Annotated in this window: 18 protein-coding genes; 10 read left to right on the top strand and 8 right to left on the bottom strand. The window is 68.8% G+C overall.

Annotated features, from left to right (window positions below):
* Window positions 1-83 precede the first annotated feature (83 nt).
* Window positions 84-662, top strand: a complete 579-nt coding sequence (locus tag MFM001_RS11475) for a sigma-70 family RNA polymerase sigma factor (protein ID WP_116375443.1) — start codon at window positions 84-86, stop codon at window positions 660-662.
* Window positions 655-1,572, top strand: coding sequence for an anti-sigma-D factor RsdA (locus MFM001_RS11470; protein ID WP_116375382.1), 918 nt, complete (start codon window positions 655-657; stop codon window positions 1,570-1,572). The genes MFM001_RS11475 and MFM001_RS11470 overlap by 8 nt, the downstream gene beginning before the upstream one ends.
* A gap of 14 nt (window positions 1,573-1,586) precedes the next feature.
* Here the strand turns inward: MFM001_RS11470 and MFM001_RS11465 are convergent, their stop codons facing one another.
* On the bottom strand, window positions 1,587-2,000 hold the full coding sequence (locus MFM001_RS11465; protein WP_062540349.1) for a DUF5319 domain-containing protein: 414 nt from the start codon (window positions 1,998-2,000) through the stop codon (window positions 1,587-1,589).
* Between the two features lie 115 nt (window positions 2,001-2,115).
* On the opposite strand from MFM001_RS11465, the gene guaB reads away from it, so the two are divergent.
* From guaB to MFM001_RS11450, 3 genes are read left to right on the top strand one after another with little or no spacing between them, the layout of a single operon-like run.
* On the top strand, window positions 2,116-3,696 hold the full coding sequence (gene guaB, locus MFM001_RS11460; protein WP_116375442.1) for an IMP dehydrogenase: 1,581 nt from the start codon (window positions 2,116-2,118) through the stop codon (window positions 3,694-3,696).
* Window positions 3,697-3,716: 20 nt separating this feature from the next.
* Window positions 3,717-4,844: a GuaB3 family IMP dehydrogenase-related protein gene (locus MFM001_RS11455; protein ID WP_192886923.1), complete on the top strand. Its 1,128-nt coding sequence runs from the start codon at window positions 3,717-3,719 to the stop codon at window positions 4,842-4,844.
* A gap of 16 nt (window positions 4,845-4,860) precedes the next feature.
* A complete protein-coding gene (locus MFM001_RS11450; protein ID WP_116375381.1) occupies window positions 4,861-6,597 on the top strand; it encodes a GMC family oxidoreductase in 1,737 nt (578 codons plus the stop codon).
* On the opposite strand, the gene MFM001_RS11445 is transcribed toward MFM001_RS11450, so the two are convergent.
* Complete coding sequence (locus tag MFM001_RS11445) at window positions 6,594-7,475, bottom strand: TauD/TfdA family dioxygenase (RefSeq protein WP_116375380.1); 882 nt, start codon at window positions 7,473-7,475, stop codon at window positions 6,594-6,596. The genes MFM001_RS11450 and MFM001_RS11445 overlap by 4 nt on opposite strands.
* 67 nt (window positions 7,476-7,542) lie before the next feature.
* Here MFM001_RS11445 and MFM001_RS11440 point away from each other — a divergent pair, with 67 nt between their 5' ends.
* On the top strand, window positions 7,543-8,106 hold the full coding sequence (locus MFM001_RS11440) for a TetR/AcrR family transcriptional regulator (RefSeq protein WP_116375379.1): 564 nt from the start codon (window positions 7,543-7,545) through the stop codon (window positions 8,104-8,106).
* A gap of 7 nt (window positions 8,107-8,113) precedes the next feature.
* Here MFM001_RS11440 and MFM001_RS11435 read toward each other — a convergent pair whose 3' ends face one another.
* Together MFM001_RS11435 and MFM001_RS11430 are read right to left on the bottom strand one after the other, a co-directional pair.
* The gene (locus MFM001_RS11435; RefSeq protein WP_116375378.1) at window positions 8,114-10,498 is read right to left on the bottom strand and encodes a glycoside hydrolase family 65 protein; all 2,385 of its coding nucleotides are present in this window, start codon (window positions 10,496-10,498) and stop codon (window positions 8,114-8,116) included.
* 9 nt (window positions 10,499-10,507) lie between these two features.
* A complete protein-coding gene (locus MFM001_RS11430) occupies window positions 10,508-11,281 on the bottom strand; it encodes a beta-phosphoglucomutase family hydrolase (RefSeq protein ID WP_116375377.1) in 774 nt (257 codons plus the stop codon).
* A 55-nt stretch (window positions 11,282-11,336) separates the two neighbouring features.
* Between MFM001_RS11430 and guaA the strand changes: the two genes are divergently transcribed.
* The 3 genes from guaA to MFM001_RS11415 all read left to right on the top strand — a co-directional run bounded on the left by guaA (window position 11,337) and on the right by MFM001_RS11415 (window position 15,257).
* Entirely contained in the window at window positions 11,337-12,890 is a 1,554-nt protein-coding gene (gene guaA, locus MFM001_RS11425; RefSeq protein ID WP_116375376.1) for a glutamine-hydrolyzing GMP synthase, read from the top strand.
* Window positions 12,891-13,046: 156 nt separating this feature from the next.
* Window positions 13,047-13,685: a hypothetical protein gene (locus MFM001_RS11420; RefSeq protein ID WP_116375375.1), complete on the top strand. Its 639-nt coding sequence runs from the start codon at window positions 13,047-13,049 to the stop codon at window positions 13,683-13,685.
* A 3-nt stretch (window positions 13,686-13,688) separates the two neighbouring features.
* Window positions 13,689-15,257 (top strand): DNA polymerase Y family protein, encoded by a 1,569-nt coding sequence (locus MFM001_RS11415; RefSeq protein ID WP_116375374.1) that lies wholly within the window; start codon window positions 13,689-13,691, stop codon window positions 15,255-15,257.
* A 1-nt stretch (window position 15,258) separates the two neighbouring features.
* On the opposite strand, the gene MFM001_RS11410 is transcribed toward MFM001_RS11415, so the two are convergent.
* From MFM001_RS11410 to MFM001_RS11395, 4 genes are all read right to left on the bottom strand, one after another.
* Window positions 15,259-16,203, bottom strand: a complete 945-nt coding sequence (locus tag MFM001_RS11410) for a nucleoside hydrolase (protein WP_116375373.1) — start codon at window positions 16,201-16,203, stop codon at window positions 15,259-15,261.
* Window positions 16,200-16,844 carry a 2OG-Fe dioxygenase family protein gene (locus tag MFM001_RS11405; RefSeq protein WP_192886922.1) on the bottom strand — a complete coding sequence of 215 codons (645 nt, stop codon included), beginning with the start codon at window positions 16,842-16,844 and terminating at the stop codon, window positions 16,200-16,202. Before MFM001_RS11405 ends, MFM001_RS11410 begins: the two co-directional genes overlap by 4 nt.
* A gap of 49 nt (window positions 16,845-16,893) precedes the next feature.
* A complete protein-coding gene (locus MFM001_RS11400; protein ID WP_116375372.1) occupies window positions 16,894-18,897 on the bottom strand; it encodes an SDR family oxidoreductase in 2,004 nt (667 codons plus the stop codon).
* 65 nt (window positions 18,898-18,962) lie between these two features.
* Complete coding sequence (locus MFM001_RS11395; protein ID WP_116375371.1) at window positions 18,963-19,670, bottom strand: histidine phosphatase family protein; 708 nt, start codon at window positions 19,668-19,670, stop codon at window positions 18,963-18,965.
* Between the two features lie 87 nt (window positions 19,671-19,757).
* Between MFM001_RS11395 and MFM001_RS11390 the strand changes: the two genes are divergently transcribed.
* A complete protein-coding gene (locus MFM001_RS11390; RefSeq protein ID WP_116375370.1) occupies window positions 19,758-20,630 on the top strand; it encodes a MaoC/PaaZ C-terminal domain-containing protein in 873 nt (290 codons plus the stop codon).
* Window positions 20,631-20,644: the final 14 nt, after the last annotated feature.

Below are 20,644 nucleotides of genomic sequence, written 5' to 3'. Positions count from 1 at the left end.
AAACCGCCTATCGGCCCTTATGGTTTAGCTGTGCCACCGCGCCGGGCCACGTCCGGTTCGTAACGTTGGAGATGCCGCGGTCGATGACAATCCAAGAAGAACGTCTCGACGCTGTCGTCGCTGACGCCGTGGCAGGGGATCGGGACGCGCTTCGCGAAGTGGTGGAGACGATCCGCCCGATCGTCGTTCGATACTGCCGCGCGCGGGTGGGCACGATCGAGCGGGGCGGCCTTTCGGCCGATGATGTGGCGCAGGAGGTGTGCTTGGCGGCCATCACGGCGCTGCCGCGCTACCGAGATCGCGGGCGCCCCTTCCTGGCTTTTGTGTACGGCATCGCCGCGCACAAGGTGGCCGACGCGCATCGTGCCGCCGGCCGTGACCTCTCCTATCCCGCAGAGACGCTGCCGGAGCGGCGGTCGGCCGACGCCGGACCTGAGGAAATGGCGATCGAAGCCGATTCCGTCACCCGGATGAAAGAACTGCTCGAGGTATTGCCGGACAAGCAGCGCGAGATCCTGATCCTGCGGGTGGTGGTCGGGCTGAGCGCCGAGGAGACCGCCACAGCCGTCGGCACCAGCGCAGGGGCTGTCCGGGTGGCACAACACCGCGCGCTGGCGCGGCTGAAGTCCGAGATCGTTGGGGCGGGACGTGACTATGCCTGATTTCAGTCAGCCCGACCTGGCCGCGGTGGCACGCACCGATCGGCTGCTCGACGCGCTCGCCGACCGCAGTCCTGTCGACCTCAGCGAACCCGGCGACGACGCGCTGTTCGCGCTGCTCGCGGACTGGCGCGACGACTTGCGATGGCCACCGGCGAGCGCACTGGTGTCCGACCGCGAGGCGATGGCGGCGCTGCACCAGGGGCTGGCCGAGCGGCCGCCCAGCCGTCGCCGCCTGGCACTGGCGGGGTCGGTAGCCGCAGCCGTGCTGACGCTGGGCGGGTTCGGCGCCATGGTGGGCGGCGCCCAGCCCGGCGACGCGCTCTACGGCGTGCACTCGATGTTGTTCGGTGAGCCGCAGTCGGTGCACGACGACCGTGTCGAACTGTCCGCCAAAACCGAGATCGAGCAGGTCCAGCAAATGATCAACCAGGGCCAGTGGTCTCAGGCGCAGGACAAGCTTGCGTCGCTCAGCACCAGTGTGCAGAGCGTCAACGACAGCACCCGTAAACAGAATCTGATCGACCAGGTGAACCAGCTCAACGCCAAGGTCTCCACCCGGGACCCGAATGCGACGGCTGCGCCCAGCTCGTCGCCGAATCCCGTTGTCGCACCGGCAACTTCGGCCCCCACGACTTCGGTCAGTGCTTCGGAATCCAGCGCTGAGTCGACGACGCCGTCGACGACGTCGCCGGCGCCCACGACATCGCTCCCGACCACTACGGAAAGCCCGAGCGCGACCACCTCGACTCCGACGTCGACGCCGTCGGCCTCCGCAACGCCGACCCCGACATCGCCTAGCGCCGCGTCGCCGACGTCAGCGTCGGCGGCGGTCAGCGTGACCCCAACCACAGCGACGCCGTCAACGGCGCCGAAAAGCCAAAGCCAACAGCCCAATCCGGGCGGCGGATGACGAAACGGGCCCGCTCAGCGGCGCCCGTGGAACCCCTCGGTGTCTGACGTCGCCTCGTTCAGCGATGCGTCGGCGTACCCGCGGCAGTAATCCCACGTGACGTAGGCGTCCGGCTCGGGGTCGTAGGCCGGCTCGTGCGGACGGACGGTGCCGTCGACCAGCAACTGCAGCAGGTTGGCCCGCAGCATGTCCCAGTCGTGGTAGTGGTCCTGCTGACATTCGTCGCAGCAAACCACCAGGCCGCGAATCCCCTTGTGCGCCAACAACGCCTCGTAGACCGCCAGGTCGGCCAGGTCGGCTTCCACCGCCATCCGCTCCTGCGGGTCCAGTGGCTGACCCGGTTCGACGTCATCCAACGCCGCCGACGGATCGCACGGGTCGTCGGCAAACGGATCGGGCGGCAAACCCGGTGGGAGGTAGTCGCGCACGTCTCCACATTACGCAGCCTCACAGGCATCGCGCCAGCGGATCACCGGCCGCCCGGCGTGCATCGTCACCGCGTCACGACGAGCCGATAGGATGGGTTTCTCACTCCGCCTGCGTATGGAGGACCCGGCGATGTCCACCGACGACCTGATTGTCAGCCCGTACGCGCGCGTCAACGGAAACCCTGAGCACGTCGTGCCCACCGGCGGCGACGATCCGCACAAGGTCGCCATGCTCGGGCTGACCTTCGACGACGTCCTGCTGCTGCCCGCGGCCTCGGACGTGGTGCCCTCGACGGCGGATACCTCCAGCCAGCTGACCAAGAAAATCCGGCTGAAGGTGCCGCTGGTCAGCTCGGCGATGGACACCGTGACCGAGTCGCGGATGGCGATCGCGATGGCCCGCGCGGGCGGCATGGGTGTGCTGCACCGCAACCTGCCGGTCGCCGAACAGGCCGGGCAGGTCGAGACCGTGAAGCGCTCGGAGGCCGGCATGGTCACCGACCCGGTCACCTGTCGCCCGGACAACACGCTGGCCGAAGTCGACGCGATGTGCGCGCGGTTCCGGATTTCCGGGCTGCCGGTGGTCGGCGACTCCGGCGAGCTGGTCGGGATCATCACCAACCGGGACATGCGCTTCGAGGTCGACCAGTCCAAGCCCGTCGCCGAGGTGATGACCAAAGCGCCGCTGATCACGGCTCAGGAAGGCGTCACCGCCGACGCGGCGCTCGGTCTGCTGCGCCGGCACAAGATCGAGAAGCTGCCGATTGTCGACGGCCGCGGCCGGCTGACCGGGCTGATCACCGTCAAGGACTTCGTCAAGACCGAGCAGCACCCCAACGCCACCAAGGACAGCGACGGCCGGCTGCTGGTCGGCGCGGCCGTCGGGGTCGGCGACGACGCGTGGGTGCGCGCCATGACCCTGGCCGACGCCGGCGCCGACGTACTGGTTGTCGACACCGCGCACGCCCACAACCGGCTGGTGCTCGACATGGTCGGCAAGCTCAAGGCCGAGGTGGGCGACCGGGTCGAGGTGGTCGGCGGCAACGTCGCCACCCGGTCGGCGGCCGCCGCGCTGGTCGAAGCCGGAGCCGACGCGGTCAAGGTCGGGGTAGGCCCCGGGTCCATCTGCACCACCCGGGTGGTCGCGGGCGTCGGCGCCCCGCAGATCACCGCGATCCTGGAGGCGGTGGCGGTGTGCGGCCGGGCCGGTGTGCCGGTGATCGCCGACGGCGGGTTGCAGTACTCCGGCGACATCGCCAAGGCGCTGGCCGCCGGCGCGTCGACGGCCATGCTGGGCTCGCTGCTGGCCGGCACCGCTGAAGCGCCCGGTGAATTGATCTTCGTCAACGGCAAGCAGTACAAGAGCTACCGCGGCATGGGATCGCTGGGCGCCATGCAGGGCCGCGGCGAGGGTAAGTCGTACTCCAAGGACCGGTACTTCGCCGACGACGCGTTGAGCGAAGACAAGCTGGTGCCCGAGGGCATCGAGGGCCGGGTTCCGTTCCGCGGACCGCTGGCGACGGTCATCCACCAGCTCACCGGCGGGCTGCGCGCGGCCATGGGCTATACCGGGTCGACGACGATCGAGGCGCTGCAGCAGGCGCAATTCGTCCGGATCACCGCGGCGGGCCTGAAAGAAAGCCACCCGCACGACATCACGATGACCGTCGAAGCGCCCAACTACTACGTGCGGTGAACGGGTCGTTCATGCGTGACATGGTCGAGATCGGCATGGGCCGCACCGCCCGCCGCACCTACGAGCTCGCCGACATCAACATCGTGCCGTCGCGGCGTACCCGCTCCTCCCAAGATGTCTCGACGGCCTGGCAGCTGGATGCCTACCGCTTCGAAATCCCGGTCATCGCCCACCCCACCGATGCGCTGGTGTCGCCGGAGTTCGCGATCGAACTCGGCCGGCTCGGCGGGCTGGGCATACTCAACGGCGAAGGGCTGATCGGCCGGCACGCCGACGTGCAGGCCAAGATCGCCCAGGTCATCGAGGCGGCAGAGAAGGAGCCCGAGCCGTCGGCGGCCATCCGGCTGCTCCAGCAGCTGCACGCCGCGCCGCTGGACCCCGAGCTGCTGGGCGCCGCGATCGCCCGCATCCGCGAGGCCGGGGTGACCACCGCGGTGCGGGTCAGCCCGCAAAACGCCCAGGCGCTGACCCCGTCGCTGGTGGCCGCCGGGGTGGACCTGCTGGTCATCCAGGGCACCATCGTCTCCGCCGAACGCGTCGCCAGCGACGGCGAGCCGCTCAACCTGAAGACGTTCATCTCCGAGCTCGACGTGCCGGTGGTGGCGGGCGGCGTGCTCGACCACCGCACCGCGCTGCACCTGATGCGCACCGGTGCCGCCGGCGTGATCGTCGGCTACGGCTCGACGCGCGGCGTGACCACCAGCGACGAGGTGCTCGGCATCAGCGTGCCGATGGCCACCGCCATCGCCGACGCGGCCGCCGCCCGTCGCGAATACCTCGACGAGACCGGCGGCCGGTACGTGCATGTGCTGGCCGACGGCGACATCCACACGTCCGGTGAGCTGGCCAAGGCCATCGCCTGCGGCGCCGACGCGGTGGTGCTGGGCACGCCCCTGGCCGAGGCGGCCGAGGCGCTCGGCGACGGCTGGTTCTGGCCGGCGGCCGCCGCGCACCCGTCGCTGCCGCGCGGCGCGCTGCTTCAGGTCGCGATCGGCGAGCGCCCGCCGCTGCGGCAGGTGCTCACCGGCCCGTCCGACGACCCGTTCGGTTCGCTGAACCTGGTCGGCGGCCTGCGCCGCTCGATGGCCAAGGCCGGCTACTGCGACCTCAAGGAATTCCAGAAGGTCGGCCTGACCGTCGGCAGCTGAGGGCTAGGCTGGCCGCGTGGAACCGGATTACGACGTCCTGATCATCGGCTCGGGCTTCGGGGGCAGCGTCACGGCGCTGCGGCTGACCGAGAAGGGCTACCGCGTAGGCGTACTGGAAGCGGGGCGCCGCTTCGCCGACGACGAGTTCGCCAAGAATTCCTGGCACCTGCGCGAGTTCCTGTGGGCGCCGAAGCTCGGCTGCTACGGCATCCAGCGCATCCACCTCCTGCAGAACTGCATGATCCTGGCCGGGGCCGGGGTCGGCGGCGGATCGCTGAACTACGCCAACACGCTCTACGTCCCGCCGGATCCGTTCTTCAACGACAAGCAGTGGAGTGGCATCACCGACTGGCGTGCCGAGCTGATGCCGCACTACGAGCAGGCGCAGCGGATGCTCGGCGTCGTCAAGAACCCGACGTTCACCGACGCCGACCGCGTGGTCAAAGAGGTCGCCGACGAGATGGGCGTGGGCGACACGTTCGTGCCGACCCCGGTCGGGGTGTTCTTCGGGCCCGACGGCACCAAGACGCCCGGCAAGACGGTGCCCGACCCGTACTTCGGCGGCGTCGGCCCGGACCGCACCGGCTGCCTGGAATGCGGGTCCTGTATGACCGGATGCCGCTACGGCGCCAAGAACACCCTGGTGAAGAACTACCTCGGTCTCGCGGAAAAGGCTGGGGCACAAGTCATTCCGATGACGACGGTGACCGCGTTCGAGCAGCGACCCGACGGGCTGTGGGAAGTGCGCACCGTGCCCACCGGGCGCTGGGTGCGCCGCACGAGGCGCACTTTCACCGCCCGGTACCTGGTGCTGGCCGCCGGCACCTACAACACCCAGAAGCTGCTGTTCAAGATGCGCGACAAGGGCAAGCTGCCCAGGCTGTCCGACCGGCTGGGCGAGTTGACCCGCACCAACTCCGAGTCGATCGTGGGCGCCGGGCGCCTGGAGGTCAGCCCCGACCTCGACCTGACGCACGGGGTGGCGATCACGTCGTCGATCCACCCGACGTCGGACACCCACATCGAACCGGTCCGCTACGGCAAGGGCTCCAACGCAATGGGCTTGTTGCAGACGTTGATGACCGACGGACCCGGCCCCGAAGGCACCGACGTGCCGCGCTGGAAACAGTTGATAGAAAACGCTCGCGAAGACCCACGCGGCACGCTGCGGCTGCTCAACCCACGGCGGTGGAGCGAGCGCACGGTGATCGCCTTGGTCATGCAGCACCTGGACAACTCGATCACCACGTTCACCAAGCGCAACCGGCTCGGCATCCGCCGCTACGCCAGCAAGCAGGGCCACGGCGAGCCCAACCCGACCTGGATCCCGGTCGGCAACGAGGTCACCCGCCGCCTCGCCAAGAAGATCGACGGCGTGGCCGGTGGCACCTGGGGCGAACTGTTCAACATCCCGCTCACGGCGCACTTCCTTGGCGGCGCGGTGATCGGAGACAGCCCCGAACACGGCGTCATCGACCCGTACCAGCGGGTCTACAACTACCCGACGCTCTCGGTGCACGACGGCGCCGCGATCTCGGCGAACCTGGGCGTCAACCCGTCGCTGTCGATCACCGCGCAGGCCGAGCGCGCCGCATCGCTGTGGCCGAACAAGGGCGAGGACGACCTGCGTCCGCGCCAGGGCGAGCCGTATCGCCGCCTGGACCCGATCGCGCCGCGCAACCCCGTGGTGCCCGCGGACGCGCCCGGCGCGCTGCGGTGGCAGCCCAGCGAGCCGACCCGGTCGGCCGGCTAGCTTGCGACGGCCTCCAGCGGTGCCCCGCTGACCACCCGGCTGCGTTGCCCGTGCACGTCGACGGGTACATCGCCCATCAGCGTGACGCGGTGCATGAGCCGGTGCTGGTCGTCGTAGTCGTCGACGGCGCGGTGCTGGGTGGCCCGGTTGTCCCAGATCGCGACGTCGCCCGGTTCCCAATTCCAGCGGATGGTGTTCTCCGGCATGGTGATTCGCCGTTGCAGCAACTCCAGCAGCACATGCGATTCGTGGCTGTCCACACCGACGAAGCCGCGCACGAAATCGCCCGCGACAAGGGTGCGCTCACCGGTCTCCGGGTGTACCCGCACCACGGGATGCTCGGTGCGAAAGTCGGTCTGCTCGAAAGCCTCTCGCAGTGCACGCTGCTGGTCGGTCAGGGCGGTTGGCGCGGCGACGTAGTCGTAGCGGTTACTGTGCAGCGCCCACAGGTTCTCGGCGAGGTGCTTGAGCGGTTCGGGAAGCGCTGTGTAGGCGGCCGCGGTCGACGCCCACAGCGTCGAGCCGCCGTAGCTCGGCAGGGTGACCGCGCGCAGGATCGATGCCGCCGGGTAGTTCGCCACAAATGTCACGTCGGTATGCCAGCGGTTGGCCTTGCCGTATTCCGAGTCGATCGGCGTGATCACCGGCGCGTTGTCCGCCTTGATCGCCGGGTGGCCGATCGGAGTACCCAGTAGCCGCGCGAAGGCGAGCTGTTCGTCGTCGTCGAGGTGGTGCTGGCCGCGGAAGAAGATCACCTTGTGGCGCAGCAGCGCTTGGTGAATCGCATCGGCCGTGGCGCCGTCGAGGTCGCCAGCGAGGCGCACCCCGTCGACCCGCGCCCCGATGCGGCTGCCCAGCTTGGTCACGGTCAGCGTCATTGGAGGTGTCCTCTCGATTTGATGTGTAGTCATCTGACTACACCAGGGTGTACGCTACTGTAGTCGCATGACTACAGCCAGGTCAAGGGCCAAGCAGTCGCCGGCCGGGCGGGAACAGGTGGTGGCCGCCATCCTGACCGCTGCGTCGGATCTGTTCGCCGAACGCGGTCCCGCCGCGACGTCGATCCGCGACATCGCCGCTCGGTCGAAGGTCAACCACGGCTTGGTGTTTCGCCATTTCGGGACCAAGGAGCGCCTGGTCGGCGCCGTCCTCGACCACCTTGGAGCCAGCCTGACCGAGTTAGTGGCGAACGGGGCGTCGGCCGAGGAGATCGACCGGGCCCTGGACCGGCATCTGCGGGTGATGGCGCGGACCCTGCTCGACGGCTACCCGGCGGGCCAGCTGCAAACCCGCTTCCCCGGCGTATCGCTGCTGCTCGAGCAGGTGGGGCCGCGACACGACGATGACCGCAGCGCTCGCCTGGCGGTAGCGAATGCCGTTGCGCTGCAACTGGGTTGGCGTCTGTTCGAACCGTTCCTGCGTTCGGCGGCTGGCCTCGACGACATGCCCGACTCTCAGCTCAAGGATGCCGTCGGCGCGGAGGTCGCGCGGCTCGTCGAGCCGCACTGACCGCGGGTCAGCTCTGCGGGATGGCGGCGCGCACCCGGCCCAGCGTGTGCCGGTGGGTGGGCTCGCGGCCCGGCGGCTGCGACGGCGGCGGCAACAGCGGCTCGCAGGGATGCAACTCGATCGTCGTCGGCGACTCGGTGCTGAGCTCGAGCTCCTCACCGGCATGCCGGATGGTCAACTTCCCGTCGGGCCCGTCACGCAGGGTATAGGTGACATCGGAGTGGGTGATGCTCACGGTGAGCCGAGATCCCCTCCACCGCAATCGGAACCGCAAACCGGACATGCCGTCGGGCAGGTGCGGGTCCAGTGACAGCACGCCCTCGTCGTCGCGCAGGCCGCCGAACCCGGCCACCAGCGCCGTCCACGCGCCGGCCAGCGACGCCATGTGCAGACCGTCGCGAGTGTTCGAATGCAGGTCACGCAGATCGATCAGCGCGGCCTCATAGGCGTAGTCGTGGGCCAGCTCCAGGTGCCCGACGTCGGCGCACATCACCGCCTGCGTGCACGCCGACAGCGACGAATCGCGCACCATGCGCCGCTCGTAATAGTCGACATTGCGGGCCTTCTGCTCGCGGGTGAACGCGTGGCTTTGCCACTGCATGGCCAACACCACATCGGCCTGCTTGATCACCTGTGCCGGATACAGCCGCACATACGGAGCGTGCAACAGCAATGGATAGGTGGTGTGTGTCTCAAAGTCCCACTCCGCCAACGTGGTAAAGCCCTCGCACTGCTCGTGCACACCCAGTTCCTCGTCGTACGGTATGTGCGCGGTATCGGCCGCGGCGCGCCAGGCGGCCATCTCCTCGGTGCTGACGCCCATGTCGTGCGCAGCCCCGGGGTGGCGTGCACACGCATCGGCGGCGACTCGAAGATTGTGCGCGGCCATCAAATTCGTGAACACGTTGTCGCGAACCACCGCGGTGTACTCATCGGGTCCGGTCACACCGTCGAGGTGCCAAACACCGTGCCGGTCATGGTGTCCCAGCGACAGCCACAGCCGCGCGGTCTCGACGAGCACCGTCAGGCCGCACTCCTCCTCTAGCGAATCATCGCCGGTGACAATGCGATACCGTTCGAACGCCATCGCGATGTCGGCGTTGACGTGAAAGGCTGCCGTCCCGGCCGGCCAGTATCCCGAGCACTCTTGACCGCGGATCGTGCGCCAGGGAAAGGTCGCCCCCTCGAGGCCCAGCTCGGCCGCCCGCTCTTTGGCCAAATCCATCGTCGACGCCCGCCAGCGCAGCGCGTCGGCCGCCGCATACGGCGCGGTATAGGTGAGCACGGGCAGTACGAATCCCTCAGTGTCCCAAAAGGTGTGGCCGTCGTAACCGCTGCCGGTGAGACCCTTGCCGGGGATCGCGCGACGCTCGGACCGCGCGCTGGCCTGCAGCACATGGAACAGCCCGAAGCGCACCGCCTGCTGGATGGCCGGATCGCCGTCGACTTCGACGTCGGCGCTGTCCCAGAACTCGTCGAGGTACTTGCGCTGGGCGTCCAGCAGACCCTGCCACCCGCTGTAGCGGGCGCCGGCCAACGCGGCCGCGGCCTGATCGCGCAGCGCGGGCCGCGAGCGCAGGCTCGACCACCCGTAGGCCAGATACTTGACGATGCGCAGCTTTTGGCCCGGCCGCAGCCCGCAGATCACGGTGGTACGGGCCACGTCGGCGCGGGCCTCGGTGGAGACCTCCACCCGTCCGGGCACCTCGACCTCGTGGTCCATCACCGCGGCCATCATCAGTTCACTGGCTTTGGTCCGGTGCATCAGCAGCGAGCGGTTTTCGGTGTGCTCGTGCTCGACAGCTTCCAGCGGGTGCTCCAGGATGGCCGCCACCCGCGGGTCACCCGATGTCTGCGGCTGATCCTCGTTGGCGACGAGCTCGGATTGCACTGTGGCGCGGACGAATTCATCGACCGCCTCCACGACGTACTCGATGGCCGCGACGCTGCGCTGGGCCAGCGACACCAGCCGGGTCGTCGTGACCTTCACTTGCTTGTCCGCCGGCGAGCGCCAGTGCGCGCGGCGGGTGAGCGTGCCGGCGCGCAGGTCGAGGCATCGTTCGTGGTCGATCAGCTCGCCGTAACGCACGTCGAACGGCTCGTCATCGACCATCAGCCGGATCAGTTTGCCGTTGGTGACGTCGACAACGGTCTGGCCTGCCTCCGGATAGCCGTAGCCGGCCTCGGCGTAGGGCAGCGGCCGCACTTCGTAGAACGAGTTCAAATAGGTGCCCGGCAGGCCGTACGGTTCGCCCTCGTCGAGGTTGCCGCGCAGCCCGATGTGGCCGTTGGACAATGCGAACAGCGACTCCGATTGCGCCAGCAGGTTCAGATCGAGGCGGGTTTCGCGTACTTGCCAGGGTTCGACGGGGAAGGCGTCCTCGGTGATCATCGTCGCGGCCTACAGCAGATCGGCCAGGTCGGTGACAACGACGTCGGCGCCGTTGCGGCGCAAGTCCTCGGCTTGGCCCACCCGGTCGACGCCCACCACGAAGCCGAAGTTACCCGCCCGCCCGGCCTTCACCCCGGACAGGGCGTCCTCGAACACGGCCGCTGCGCCCGGTTCGACCTCGAGCAGCTCGGCTGCCCGCAGAAACGAGTCGGGCGCGGGCTTGCCTGCGATGTGCTCCTCGCGCAGCGTCACCCCGTCGACGCGCTGGCTGATGAACCGGTCCAGCCCGGTGATCTCCAGCACGTCGCGGGTGTTGGCGCTCGACGACACCACCGCGGTGGCCAGCCCTGCGTCCGCGACTGCCTCCAGGTAGCGCCGCGACCCGTCGAACACCTCGACACCGTCGTCGTGCAGCGTCTGCTGGAATGCCTCGTTCTTGCGGTTCCCAAGGCCGTGCACGGTCTCGGCATCCGGCGGGTCGTCCGGGTCGCCGTCGGGCAGCTCGATGTCGCGGCTGGCCAGGAAGGACCGCACGCCGTCCTCGCGCTTCTTGCCGTCGACGTACTGGCGGTAGTCGCTTTCGGGATCGAACGGGACGAATTTTTCGCCGGTGCGTTCGGCTCGTTGCTTCAGATACGCGTCGAACATGGCCTTCCAGGCCTTGGTGTGCACGCTCGCGGTGTCGGTGAGAACACCGTCGAGGTCGAACAGACACGCGTGCACAGTTTCCGGCAAACCCAGCACAGCAGACCCCCTCGTTTCGTCGCAGTAACACTTCACCATGCCCGGCCGTGGCCGACGGCGTTTTCGCGCCCGACGCGCTCATTAGACTGTCCCGGTGGACACAGCATCGCCCCGCCCCGTGCTGGTCGTCGATTTCGGCGCGCAGTACGCCCAGCTGATCGCCCGCCGGGTACGCGAGGCCCGAGTGTTCTCCGAAGTGGTTCCGCACACCGCGTCGGTCGAAGAGATCAAGGCCCGCGACCCGCAGGCGCTGGTGCTCTCCGGCGGGCCCGCCAGCGTGTACGCCGACGGCGCGCCGCAGCTCGACCCCGCAGTGTTCGACTTAGGCGTGCCGGTGTTCGGCATCTGCTACGGGTTTCAGGCCATGGCCCAGGCGCTCGGCGGCACCGTCGCGCCCACCGGCACCAGCGAGTTCGGCCGTACTGAGCTGAAAGCCCTTGGCGGCGAACTACATTCGGGTCTACCGGAGACCCAGCCGGTATGGATGAGCCACCGCGACGCCGTCACTGCCGCGCCGCAGGGGTTCGAGGTGGTGGCCGCCAGCGCGGCCTCTCCGGTGGCCGCCTTCGAGGACCAGACCCGACGGCTGGCCGGCGTGCAGTACCACCCCGAAGTCATGCACACCCCGCACGGGCAGCAGGTGCTCAGCCGGTTCCTGCACGACTTCGCCGGCATCGGCGCGGACTGGACGCCTGCCAATATCGCCAGCGCGCTCGTCGAGCAGGTGCGCGAACAGATCGGTGACGGACACGCGATCTGCGGACTGTCCGGCGGGGTGGACTCGGCGGTGGCCGCGGCACTGGTGCAGCGGGCCATCGGCGATCGGCTGACGTGTGTGTTCGTCGACCACGGGCTGTTGCGCGCCGGTGAGCGTGCGCAGGTGCAGCGTGACTTCGTCGCGGCGACGGGGGCTCATTTGGTCACCGTCGACGCGGCATCGACTTTCTTGGCGGCGCTGTCGGGGGTGACCAACCCCGAAGGCAAGCGCAAGATCATCGGCCGCCAGTTCATCCGGGCCTTCGAGGGCGCGGTGCGGGATATCGTGGGCGACAAGGAAATTGAGTTCCTGGTGCAGGGCACGCTGTACCCGGACGTGGTGGAGTCCGGCGGCGGCACCGGCGCGGCGAACATCAAGAGCCACCACAATGTCGGCGGTCTTCCCGGCGACCTGAAGTTCAAACTCGTCGAGCCGTTGCGGCTGCTGTTCAAGGACGAGGTGCGTGCGGTCGGACGGGAATTGGGGCTGCCGGAGGAAATCGTTGCGCGCCAGCCGTTTCCGGGTCCGGGCCTGGCGATCCGGATCGTCGGCGAGGTCACCGCGGCGCGGCTGGAAACCTTGCGGCGGGCCGATCAGATCGCCCGCGAGGAGCTGACCGCGGCGGGGCTGGACCACCAGATCTGGCAGTGCCCGGTGGTGCTGCTGGCCGACATCCGATCGGTGGGCGTGCAGGGCGACGGTCGCACCTACGGGCATCCGATCGTGCTGCGACCGGTGTCCAGCGAGGACGCGATGACCGCCGACTGGACCCGGGTGCCCTACGAGGTGCTCGAGCGCATCTCGACGCGAATCACCAACGAGGTCGCCGAGGTCAACCGGGTGGTGCTGGACGTCACCAGCAAACCTCCGGGCACCATCGAATGGGAGTAGTCGGCTTCTTCGTCGAGATTGCGTCTAGGGTCGTGACACGGCCTGGATCACAGCCCTCACCGCAATCTCGACGCCGGTCCGGCTCACAGGAACACCATTTGCCCCAGCTGTATCCCGTTGCTTGACGGTGTCAGTGTTCGAACATACATTCGATACATGACGGCCGCTGCTGTAGTTCAAGACCGCGCTGAGCAGCTGAAACAGCTGCGACGGCAGATGGCTGTGTTGTCCGAAAAAGTGTCTGGGGCAGTCGGCTCCCGGGGGCCGTTACCGGAGCCGCAGGCGGGGTTGCCGATCCCGCCGATGCTGGCCGAGGTGTTGCCCGGCGCGTTGCCCCGGGGGACGGTGGCGGTGCTGTCGGGAGCCCGTTCGCTACCCCTGAGCATGGTGGCCGCGGTGACGGCGGCGGGCGGCAACGTGGCAATCGTCGGCCAACGGGATATCGGGTTGCTGGCCGCCGCGGAGATGGGGGCGGACCTGAGCCGGCTCGCGGTGATACCGGACGCCGGAACGGACCCGGTCGAGGTGGCCGCGGTGCTCATGGACGGGATGGATCTGGTGGTGCTCGGGCTCGGCGGGCGCTCGGTGCCGCAGAGCCGGGCGCGGGCGGTGGTGGCCCGCGCGCACCAGAAGGGCTGCACCCTGCTGGTCACCGACGGCGACTGGCAGGGGGCGTCGATGCGGCTGGAGGCCCGGGTCTGCGGTTACGAGACCGGCGAGCCCGGCTTCGGTCGGATCAGCAAGGTGCGGCTCGACGTGTGCGCGCGCGGACGGGCGATGGCCCGGACGGGATGAGTCATGGCCTCCTCCCGCGTACTGGCGATCTGGTGTATGGACTGGCCGGCGGTCGCCGCGGCAGCGGCCGCCGGCTTGCCCGCGACGGCTCCGATCGCGGTCACCCTGGCCAACCGAGTGATCGCCTGCTCATCGGCTGCCCGTGCGGCCGGAGTGCGACGGGGGCTGCGGCGCCGGGAATCTCAGGCTCGCTGCCCTGATCTGCATGTGGTGGCCGCGGACGCCGACCGCGACGCCCGGTTCTTCGAAGGCGTCGTCGCGGCGGTCGATGATCTGGTGCCCCGCGCCGAGGTGCTGCGGCCGGGCCTCATGGTGTTGCCGATGCGCGGGGCGGCCCGCTTTTTCGGGTCCGAGCAGACCGCGGCCGAGCGGTTGGTCGACGCGGTGGCCGCCGCCGGCGCCGAGTGTCAAGTCGGGATCGCCGATCAGCTGTCCACCGCCGTCTTCGCTGCCCGCGCGGGTCGGGTGGTGGCGCCGGGCGAAGACGCGCGGTTCCTGTCGGCGCTGTCGATCCGCCAACTGGCCACCGAGCCCAGCCTGTCCGGGCCCGGCCGGGAGGAGCTGGCGGATCTGTTGTGGCGGATGGGGATTCGCACGATCGGGCAGTTCGCCGCATTGTCCCGCAGCGACGTGGCGTCGAGGTTCGGCGCCGACGCGGTGACCGCGCACCGGTTCGCCCGCGGCGAGCCGGAACGTGCGCCGTCGGGGCGTGAGCCGCCGGCGGAACTCGACGCCGTGCTGCGTCCCGACCCGCCGATCGACCGGGTCGATGCCGCGGCCTTCGCCGGCCGCTCGCTGGCCGCTACGTTGCATCAGGTGTTGATGGCTGCCGGGGTGGGATGCACCCGGCTGGCCATCCACGCCGTTACCGCCAATGGCGAAGAGCTACAGCGGGTTTGGCGATGCGCCGAGCCGTTGACCGAAGACGCCACCGCCGACCGGGTGCGCTGGCAGCTCGACGGCTGGCTGAACAAGCGGAAGGTCGACGATCGGCCCACCGCGCCGGTGACCCAGCTGCGGCTGCAGGCGGTGGAGGTGATCTCTGCCGGGGCGCTCCAGTTGCCGTTATGGGGTGGCCTGGGTGAGGACGACCGGCTGCGGGCCCGACGGGCGCTGGTGCGGGTGCAGGGCCTGCTCGGCCCGGAGGCGGTGCAGGTGCCGGTGCTGTCCGGTGGTCGCGGGCCGGCCGAGCGCATCACGCTGACACCGCTGGGCGACGAGCCGGTGCTTTTGGCCGACCCGCGTCAACCCTGGCCCGGTCAATTGCCCGAACCGTCGCCGACGGTGTTGCTCGACGACCCGGTGGAACTGCTTGACGCACAAGGCAATCCGATACGAGTGACCAGCCGGGGGCTGTTTTCTGCCGACCCGGCACGGCTGACCGTCCGCGGTCGTGACGATCCGTTGCGCTGGTGGGCCGGGCCATGGCCGGTCGACGAGCGATGGTGGGATCCGGACCGGGCCAAAGGTCGCACCGCCCGGGCTCAGGTGCTGGTGGACGGTGATCCCGGTACGGCGCTGCTGCTGTGCTACCGCCAGCGGCGGTGGTATCTGGAGGGCATCTACGAGTGACCTAGCCCAGCCGCTGCGCGAACACGCCGACCCGGTCGATGAACCGATCGAAGAACACGTCAGGGTCTACGCCAATACCGATGAGCGCGTTAGGTTTTCGTCCCCAGCGCCCTGTCCAGTCAGTCACCGTCATGCCGCGGGTCAGCGTGCCCGCAAGCTCGACGTCGACCGTGGCTGGCTGGGTCGTCACAAGATCCGGATCCAACGCCACCGCGGCCGCCAGCGGGTCGTGCAGGTGCGCCAGATACCCGTGGCCGGCGTCGCGGTGGGCCTCGAAGTAGAACCGCATCGCGTCGTCGATGAACCGGGCCAAACGACCAGGCGCTAGCCGCTCCAGGTGCGCCGGCGTCATCGCGATGTGCTGGGTCAGGTCCAGCCCGCACAAGATGGGATCAGACCACGCCGCAAAGACTTCGGCCGCCGCTTCGGGATCCACGTGAATATTCCATTCGGCGACCGGATTGGTGTTGCCGCGGTAGTCGTAGGCGCCGCCCATGATCACCAGCCGGCGTAGCAGCGTCGGCAGCGCGGGTTCGGCGCGCAACGCCAGCGCCAGGTTGGTCAGCGGCCCAGTGGCCACCCCGATCAGCTCCCCGGGGTGGGCGCGTGCCGCCTTCACCCAGGCCGTCGCGGCGTCATACCCGACCAGCTGCCGATTACTCGCGGGCAGCTCGACGTAACCTAAACCCTTGGGCCCGTGGGCTTTTCCCGGCGGGCACATCGGGCAGCTCAGCGGCTGCCCGGCGCCCTTGGCGACCGGGATGTCGGGCGCCCGGCACAGGTCGAGCAGAGCGAGGTTGTTCTCGCAAACCTGGTCTACGCCAACGTTTCCGCCGGTCGACGCGATACCCACCACGTCGGCCTCCGGGCTGGCGAGCAGATACACCAACGCCAGCGCATCGTCGACCCCGGTGTCGACGTCGAGAAAAATCGGTGATGTGGTCACGCGAACGTGATTACCAGAACGTCGCGCAACGCGGGCGCTGACTCGTCAACTGGCCGGATCGGCGAGACGCCGTGCACGGTGCGACGATCGTCGCCCAACAGCAGCGTGCCCCGCTCCGACAGTGTCGTCGTCAGCAGCCGCCGGCCCGCAAGGTCGAACACCGTGCTCTCGCCGCCCACGGCATTGCGCCGGTCGATCAGCAGCGAGGTGACCAGCGTGACGCCGTCGTGGTGCAGCCCCTCGGGGGTCGGCCGACCATCGGCGCCCGCCAATGCGACGACCCGGAACGGGTGCACCTTGACGGTCCACTGCGCAACGTCGTCAAGGGCCGTCGCGAACCGGCCCAGCAACCTCAGTAGCCGCCGCAACACCGGATCGCTGGCGAACGCTTCAGTCAGCGGCTCGAAGTGGCGATCCCGCTCGACATAGAGCGGGTTCGAGTCCTGCGGTTGCACGAACGCGCCGGTGGGCATCCGCGTCGCGACGCCGTCGGCGACCGTGTAATGGCCATAGCGGCGCAGCCGCCGAATGCCCAACTCGGCCGCATAAGGATCCGGCGCCAACTCCTCCCAATGCGCGGCGAATCCGGTCCACCCGTCCTCGTCGACGCCGAGGCCGCGCGCGACGTCGACGGGTGGCATCACGCACACGCCGGCCGCGGCCAACAGCTCAGCGGTCACGCCAAGGGGATTACCAATGCACCCCGGGTACCAAACGCACCGCCCGTCGCACCGGTCGCGGTACCCGCACCCGAGTGACAGCGCGCACCGGACGTTTCGGCCGTCGCCGCGACGACGACTGCGGCGCAACAGAATCCGCGGGCTCGATACCCAACGCGGCCGCCGAATCCGGGTAGCCGAGATACAGCTGATGCAGGATCCGCCGCGACAGCTTGGGCGTGAAGTAGTTGCCGGCCTCGGCCAGCGTGCCCAGCGGCGTGTCGATGCGCGCCGGCTTTTCGATCAGGCCGCGCACCACCATGGCCGCCGCATGCTCGGGGCTGATCGCGCGCATCGGGTTGAGCCGTCGCGACGGCGCAATCATCGGCGTGCGCACCAGCGGCATGTGGATGTTGGTGAACGTGATGTGATCCGACAGCGTCTCGCTCGACACCACCTCGGCGAACGCATCCAGCGCCGCCTTCGACGGCAGATACGAGCTGTACTTGGGGCTGCGAGCCTGCACCCCGGCGCTGGACACGTTGACGACGTGACCGAACCGCCGCTCCCTCCAGTGCGGCAACAGCGCCAGCACCATCCGCACCGCGCCGAAGTAATTGACCGCCATCACCCGCTCGTAGTCATGCAGGCGGTCAACGGAATTGACCACCGACCGGCGGATCGACCGGCCGGCATTGTTGACCAGATAATCGACATGGTCGAACCGTCCCAGGATGTCCTTGACAGTGTGCTCCACCGACGCCGAATCGGTGACGTCGCAAGTAAACGCGTAGGCCTGGCCGCCGGCCGCGCGGATCTCGGCGACCAGATCGTCGAGCGCCTCGCCGTTGCGGGCCAGGGCGAACACCGTCGCACCCCGCTCGGCCACCGCGATTGCCGAGGCCCGCCCGATCCCGCTGGACGCGCCGGTGATGATGACGTGCTTGCCTGCCAGCGGATCGCCGCGACGGGCCCGGTCCGGGTCCAGATGCTCGGCCCAATACCGCCACAGCCGCGGCGCGTAGGACGCGAACTCCGGAACGTCGATCCCACTGCCGCGCAACGCTTTCCGTGTCTCGTCGGAAACAAAAGTGGGCGCCAGGTCGACGACGTCGAGAACTTCGGCGGGAATCCCCAGCTGGGTGGCCGCCATGTTGCGCCACACCTTCGCCCGGCCGCGCACCCGCAGCACCGGCGCGGCGACCGAACGCGGCAGCGACCCGCGCAGCGCCGGCAATCCCGCCTCGGCGGCGATACCGCGGTAAATACCACGCAGCCCAATGGTTTTCGGTGCAGTCAGGTGGAACGTCTGGCCGTCTCGTCCGTCGGCGTGCATCAGCCAGACCAGCGCGTTGACCACGTAGTCGACCGGCACGATGTTGGTGCGTCCGGTGTCGGGCAACATGATCGGGGTGAACCGGGGCAAGACAGCCAACCGAGCCAAGACCGGAAAGAAGTAGTACGGGCCGTCGATCTTGTCCATCTCGCCGGTGCGCGAATCACCGACCACCACCGCCGGCCGGTACACGCGATACCGCAACCCCGACGCCGAACGCACCAGCTGCTCGGCTTCGAACTTGGTCTGGTGATACGGCGTCGGCAGCTCCTGGCCGACGTCGAAATCGGCCTCGGTGTACTCGCCGCGGAAGTTGCCGGCCACCGCGATCGACGACACGTGGTGCAGCGTCGCGTCCAGCCGCCGTGCCAGCTCGATCACGGCGCGGGTGCCGTCGACGTTGGCGCTGCGCTGCTCGGCGTCGGACGCGGTGATGTCGTACACCGCCGCGCAGTGCACCACATGAGCGACGTCGCCGAGCTCGGCCACGGCCTCGTCGGTCAACCCCAGATCCGCCGCGGTCAGGTCGCCGACCAGCGGTTTTGCCCGTTCACCCCACTCAGCGGCCAGCTGTTCGAAGCGGCCCACCGACCCGCGGCGGACCAGCACCCACACTTCGGCGTCGGGCTCGACGGCCAGCAGACGTGACACCACTCGGCGCCCGATAAACCCGGTACCGCCGGTAACGACATAGCGCATGCATGCAATCGTGACCGCTGGTACCGGCAACCGTCAATGCCGTGTGACGCGATCGATCCGCGTAACTAGTAGCGGAAGTCCCGGATGCCGTCCCAGTCCACCAGCGTCCACCCCATCGCGGGGCTGCCGGTGACGACCACCCGCCCCGTGTTGGGCAGCGGATGGGTCTTGGCGAGGCTGTCGTTGGGGTTCTTCACATTCATCAGCGTCCAGTACGCGATCGCGGTGCCGTGCGAGAACGCGATCGGCTTGTTGTCGCCGCTGTCGTAGATCTTCTGGACGGCAGCACTGAACTGGTCGTTGAATTTTTTCCCGCTGATCGAGCCCGGGATGGCGTCCTGGATGTCGCCGTTCAGCCAATCGGCGGGAGCCAACAGATAGGTCTGGCTGGCCCGGTCCGAGCGGGTGTTGTCGTACCAACCCGCGTCGATTTCACGCAGGCCGGGCAGGATCTGGACCTGCTCGTGGAGTTGTTTGGCCAACGGCGCCGCGGTCTGCTGGGTGCGGATCATTGTCGACGCGTACACGCCGTCGTATTTGTTGCGCGCCAGCTGACGGGCGAGCTGCTCGGCCTGCCCCTCGCCCTGTTCGGTAAGACCCGGCCCGGGCACCTCGGTGTTGATCATTCCGTCGGCGTTGGCCTCGGACTCGGCGTGCCGGACGAAGGTCAGGGTGATGCTGCGCACGTGCGGTGTGCCACCCGAGCAGGCGCCGACGGTTATCCCCACGACAAGCGCGGCGAGAGCCTTCCAGATAAGGGTGCGGTTCGGCATGGCGATAGCCTGCCTTGTCGGAGGCTTCAGTGTGGTGAATTTGGCTGGAATGGCCACGCCGCTGAACCCGATCGAGAGGAGACCCGGATGGCGATCGATCCCAAGGCTGTCGGCGCGACAACCGAGCCGATGCTGTTCGAGTGGACCGACCGCGACACCCTGCTCTATGCGCTCGGTGTCGGCGCCGGCACCGCCGACCTGTCCTTCACCACCGAGAACAGCCACGGCATCACCCAGCAGGTGCTGCCGACCTATGCGGTGATCTGCTGTCCCGCATTCGGGGCGGCCGCCAAGATCGGAACGTTCAACTGGGCCATGCTCTTACACGGTTCGCAGGGCATTCGGCTGCACACACCGTTGCCGCCGGCGGGCAAGCTGTCGGTGGTCACCGAGGTGGCTGACATCCAGGACAAGGGCGAGGGCAAGAACGCCATCGTCGTGCTGCGCGGCCGCGGCACCGACCCCGATTCGGGGACGCTGGTCGCTGAGACGCTCACGACGCTCGTCATCCGCGGCGAAGGCGGCTTCGGCGGCGAGCCGGGACAGCGGCCGGCCGCGCCCGAAATCCCCGACCGCGAGCCCGACGCCCGAATCCCGTTGCCCACCCGGGAAGATCAGCCGCTGATTTATCGGCTCTCCGGCGATCGCAACCCGTTGCACAGCGACCCGTGGTTCGCCCGGGAGCTGGCCGGCTTTCCCAAGCCGATCATGCATGGGTTGTGCACGTATGGGGTGTCGGGTCGCGCGCTGGTCGCCGAGCTCGGCAAGGGCGACGCGGCCGCGATCACCTCGATCAGCGCACGGTTCACCAAGCCGGTCTTCCCGGGCGAGACGCTGACCACCTTGATCTGGCGCACCGAACCCGGCAAGGCGGTGTTCCGCACCGAGGCCGCCGCACCTGATGGGAGCGACGCGCGGCTGGTGCTCGAAGACGGCGAGGTGGAATACACCGAGGTTTAACGAGGGCGTCATTG

The organism is Mycobacterium sp. MFM001, from assembly GCF_003402475.1.
GTDB lineage: Bacteria > Actinomycetota > Actinomycetes > Mycobacteriales > Mycobacteriaceae > Mycobacterium.
This window is presented reverse-complemented; position numbering and strand designations above follow the sequence as displayed.

What these genes read in the sequence shown, in the direction of transcription:
- MFM001_RS11475 (WP_116375443.1), top strand. Translation starts at nt 84, where the DNA reads ATGACAATCCAAGAAGAACGTCTCGACGCTGTCGTCGCTGACGCCGTG.
- MFM001_RS11470 (WP_116375382.1), top strand. Translation starts at nt 655, where the DNA reads ATGCCTGATTTCAGTCAGCCCGACCTGGCCGCGGTGGCACGCACCGAT.
- guaB (WP_116375442.1), top strand. Translation starts at nt 2,116, where the DNA reads ATGGAGGACCCGGCGATGTCCACCGACGACCTGATTGTCAGCCCGTAC.
- MFM001_RS11455 (WP_192886923.1), top strand. Translation starts at nt 3,717, where the DNA reads ATGGTCGAGATCGGCATGGGCCGCACCGCCCGCCGCACCTACGAGCTC.
- MFM001_RS11445 (WP_116375380.1), bottom strand. Translation starts at nt 7,475, where the DNA reads ATGACGCTGACCGTGACCAAGCTGGGCAGCCGCATCGGGGCGCGGGTC.
- MFM001_RS11440 (WP_116375379.1), top strand. Translation starts at nt 7,543, where the DNA reads ATGACTACAGCCAGGTCAAGGGCCAAGCAGTCGCCGGCCGGGCGGGAA.
- MFM001_RS11435 (WP_116375378.1), bottom strand. Translation starts at nt 10,498, where the DNA reads ATGATCACCGAGGACGCCTTCCCCGTCGAACCCTGGCAAGTACGCGAA.
- MFM001_RS11430 (WP_116375377.1), bottom strand. Translation starts at nt 11,281, where the DNA reads ATGGTGAAGTGTTACTGCGACGAAACGAGGGGGTCTGCTGTGCTGGGT.
- MFM001_RS11420 (WP_116375375.1), top strand. Translation starts at nt 13,047, where the DNA reads ATGACGGCCGCTGCTGTAGTTCAAGACCGCGCTGAGCAGCTGAAACAG.
- MFM001_RS11415 (WP_116375374.1), top strand. Translation starts at nt 13,689, where the DNA reads ATGGCCTCCTCCCGCGTACTGGCGATCTGGTGTATGGACTGGCCGGCG.
- MFM001_RS11405 (WP_192886922.1), bottom strand. Translation starts at nt 16,844, where the DNA reads ATGCCACCCGTCGACGTCGCGCGCGGCCTCGGCGTCGACGAGGACGGG.
- MFM001_RS11400 (WP_116375372.1), bottom strand. Translation starts at nt 18,897, where the DNA reads ATGCGCTATGTCGTTACCGGCGGTACCGGGTTTATCGGGCGCCGAGTG.
- MFM001_RS11395 (WP_116375371.1), bottom strand. Translation starts at nt 19,670, where the DNA reads ATGCCGAACCGCACCCTTATCTGGAAGGCTCTCGCCGCGCTTGTCGTG.
- MFM001_RS11390 (WP_116375370.1), top strand. Translation starts at nt 19,758, where the DNA reads ATGGCGATCGATCCCAAGGCTGTCGGCGCGACAACCGAGCCGATGCTG.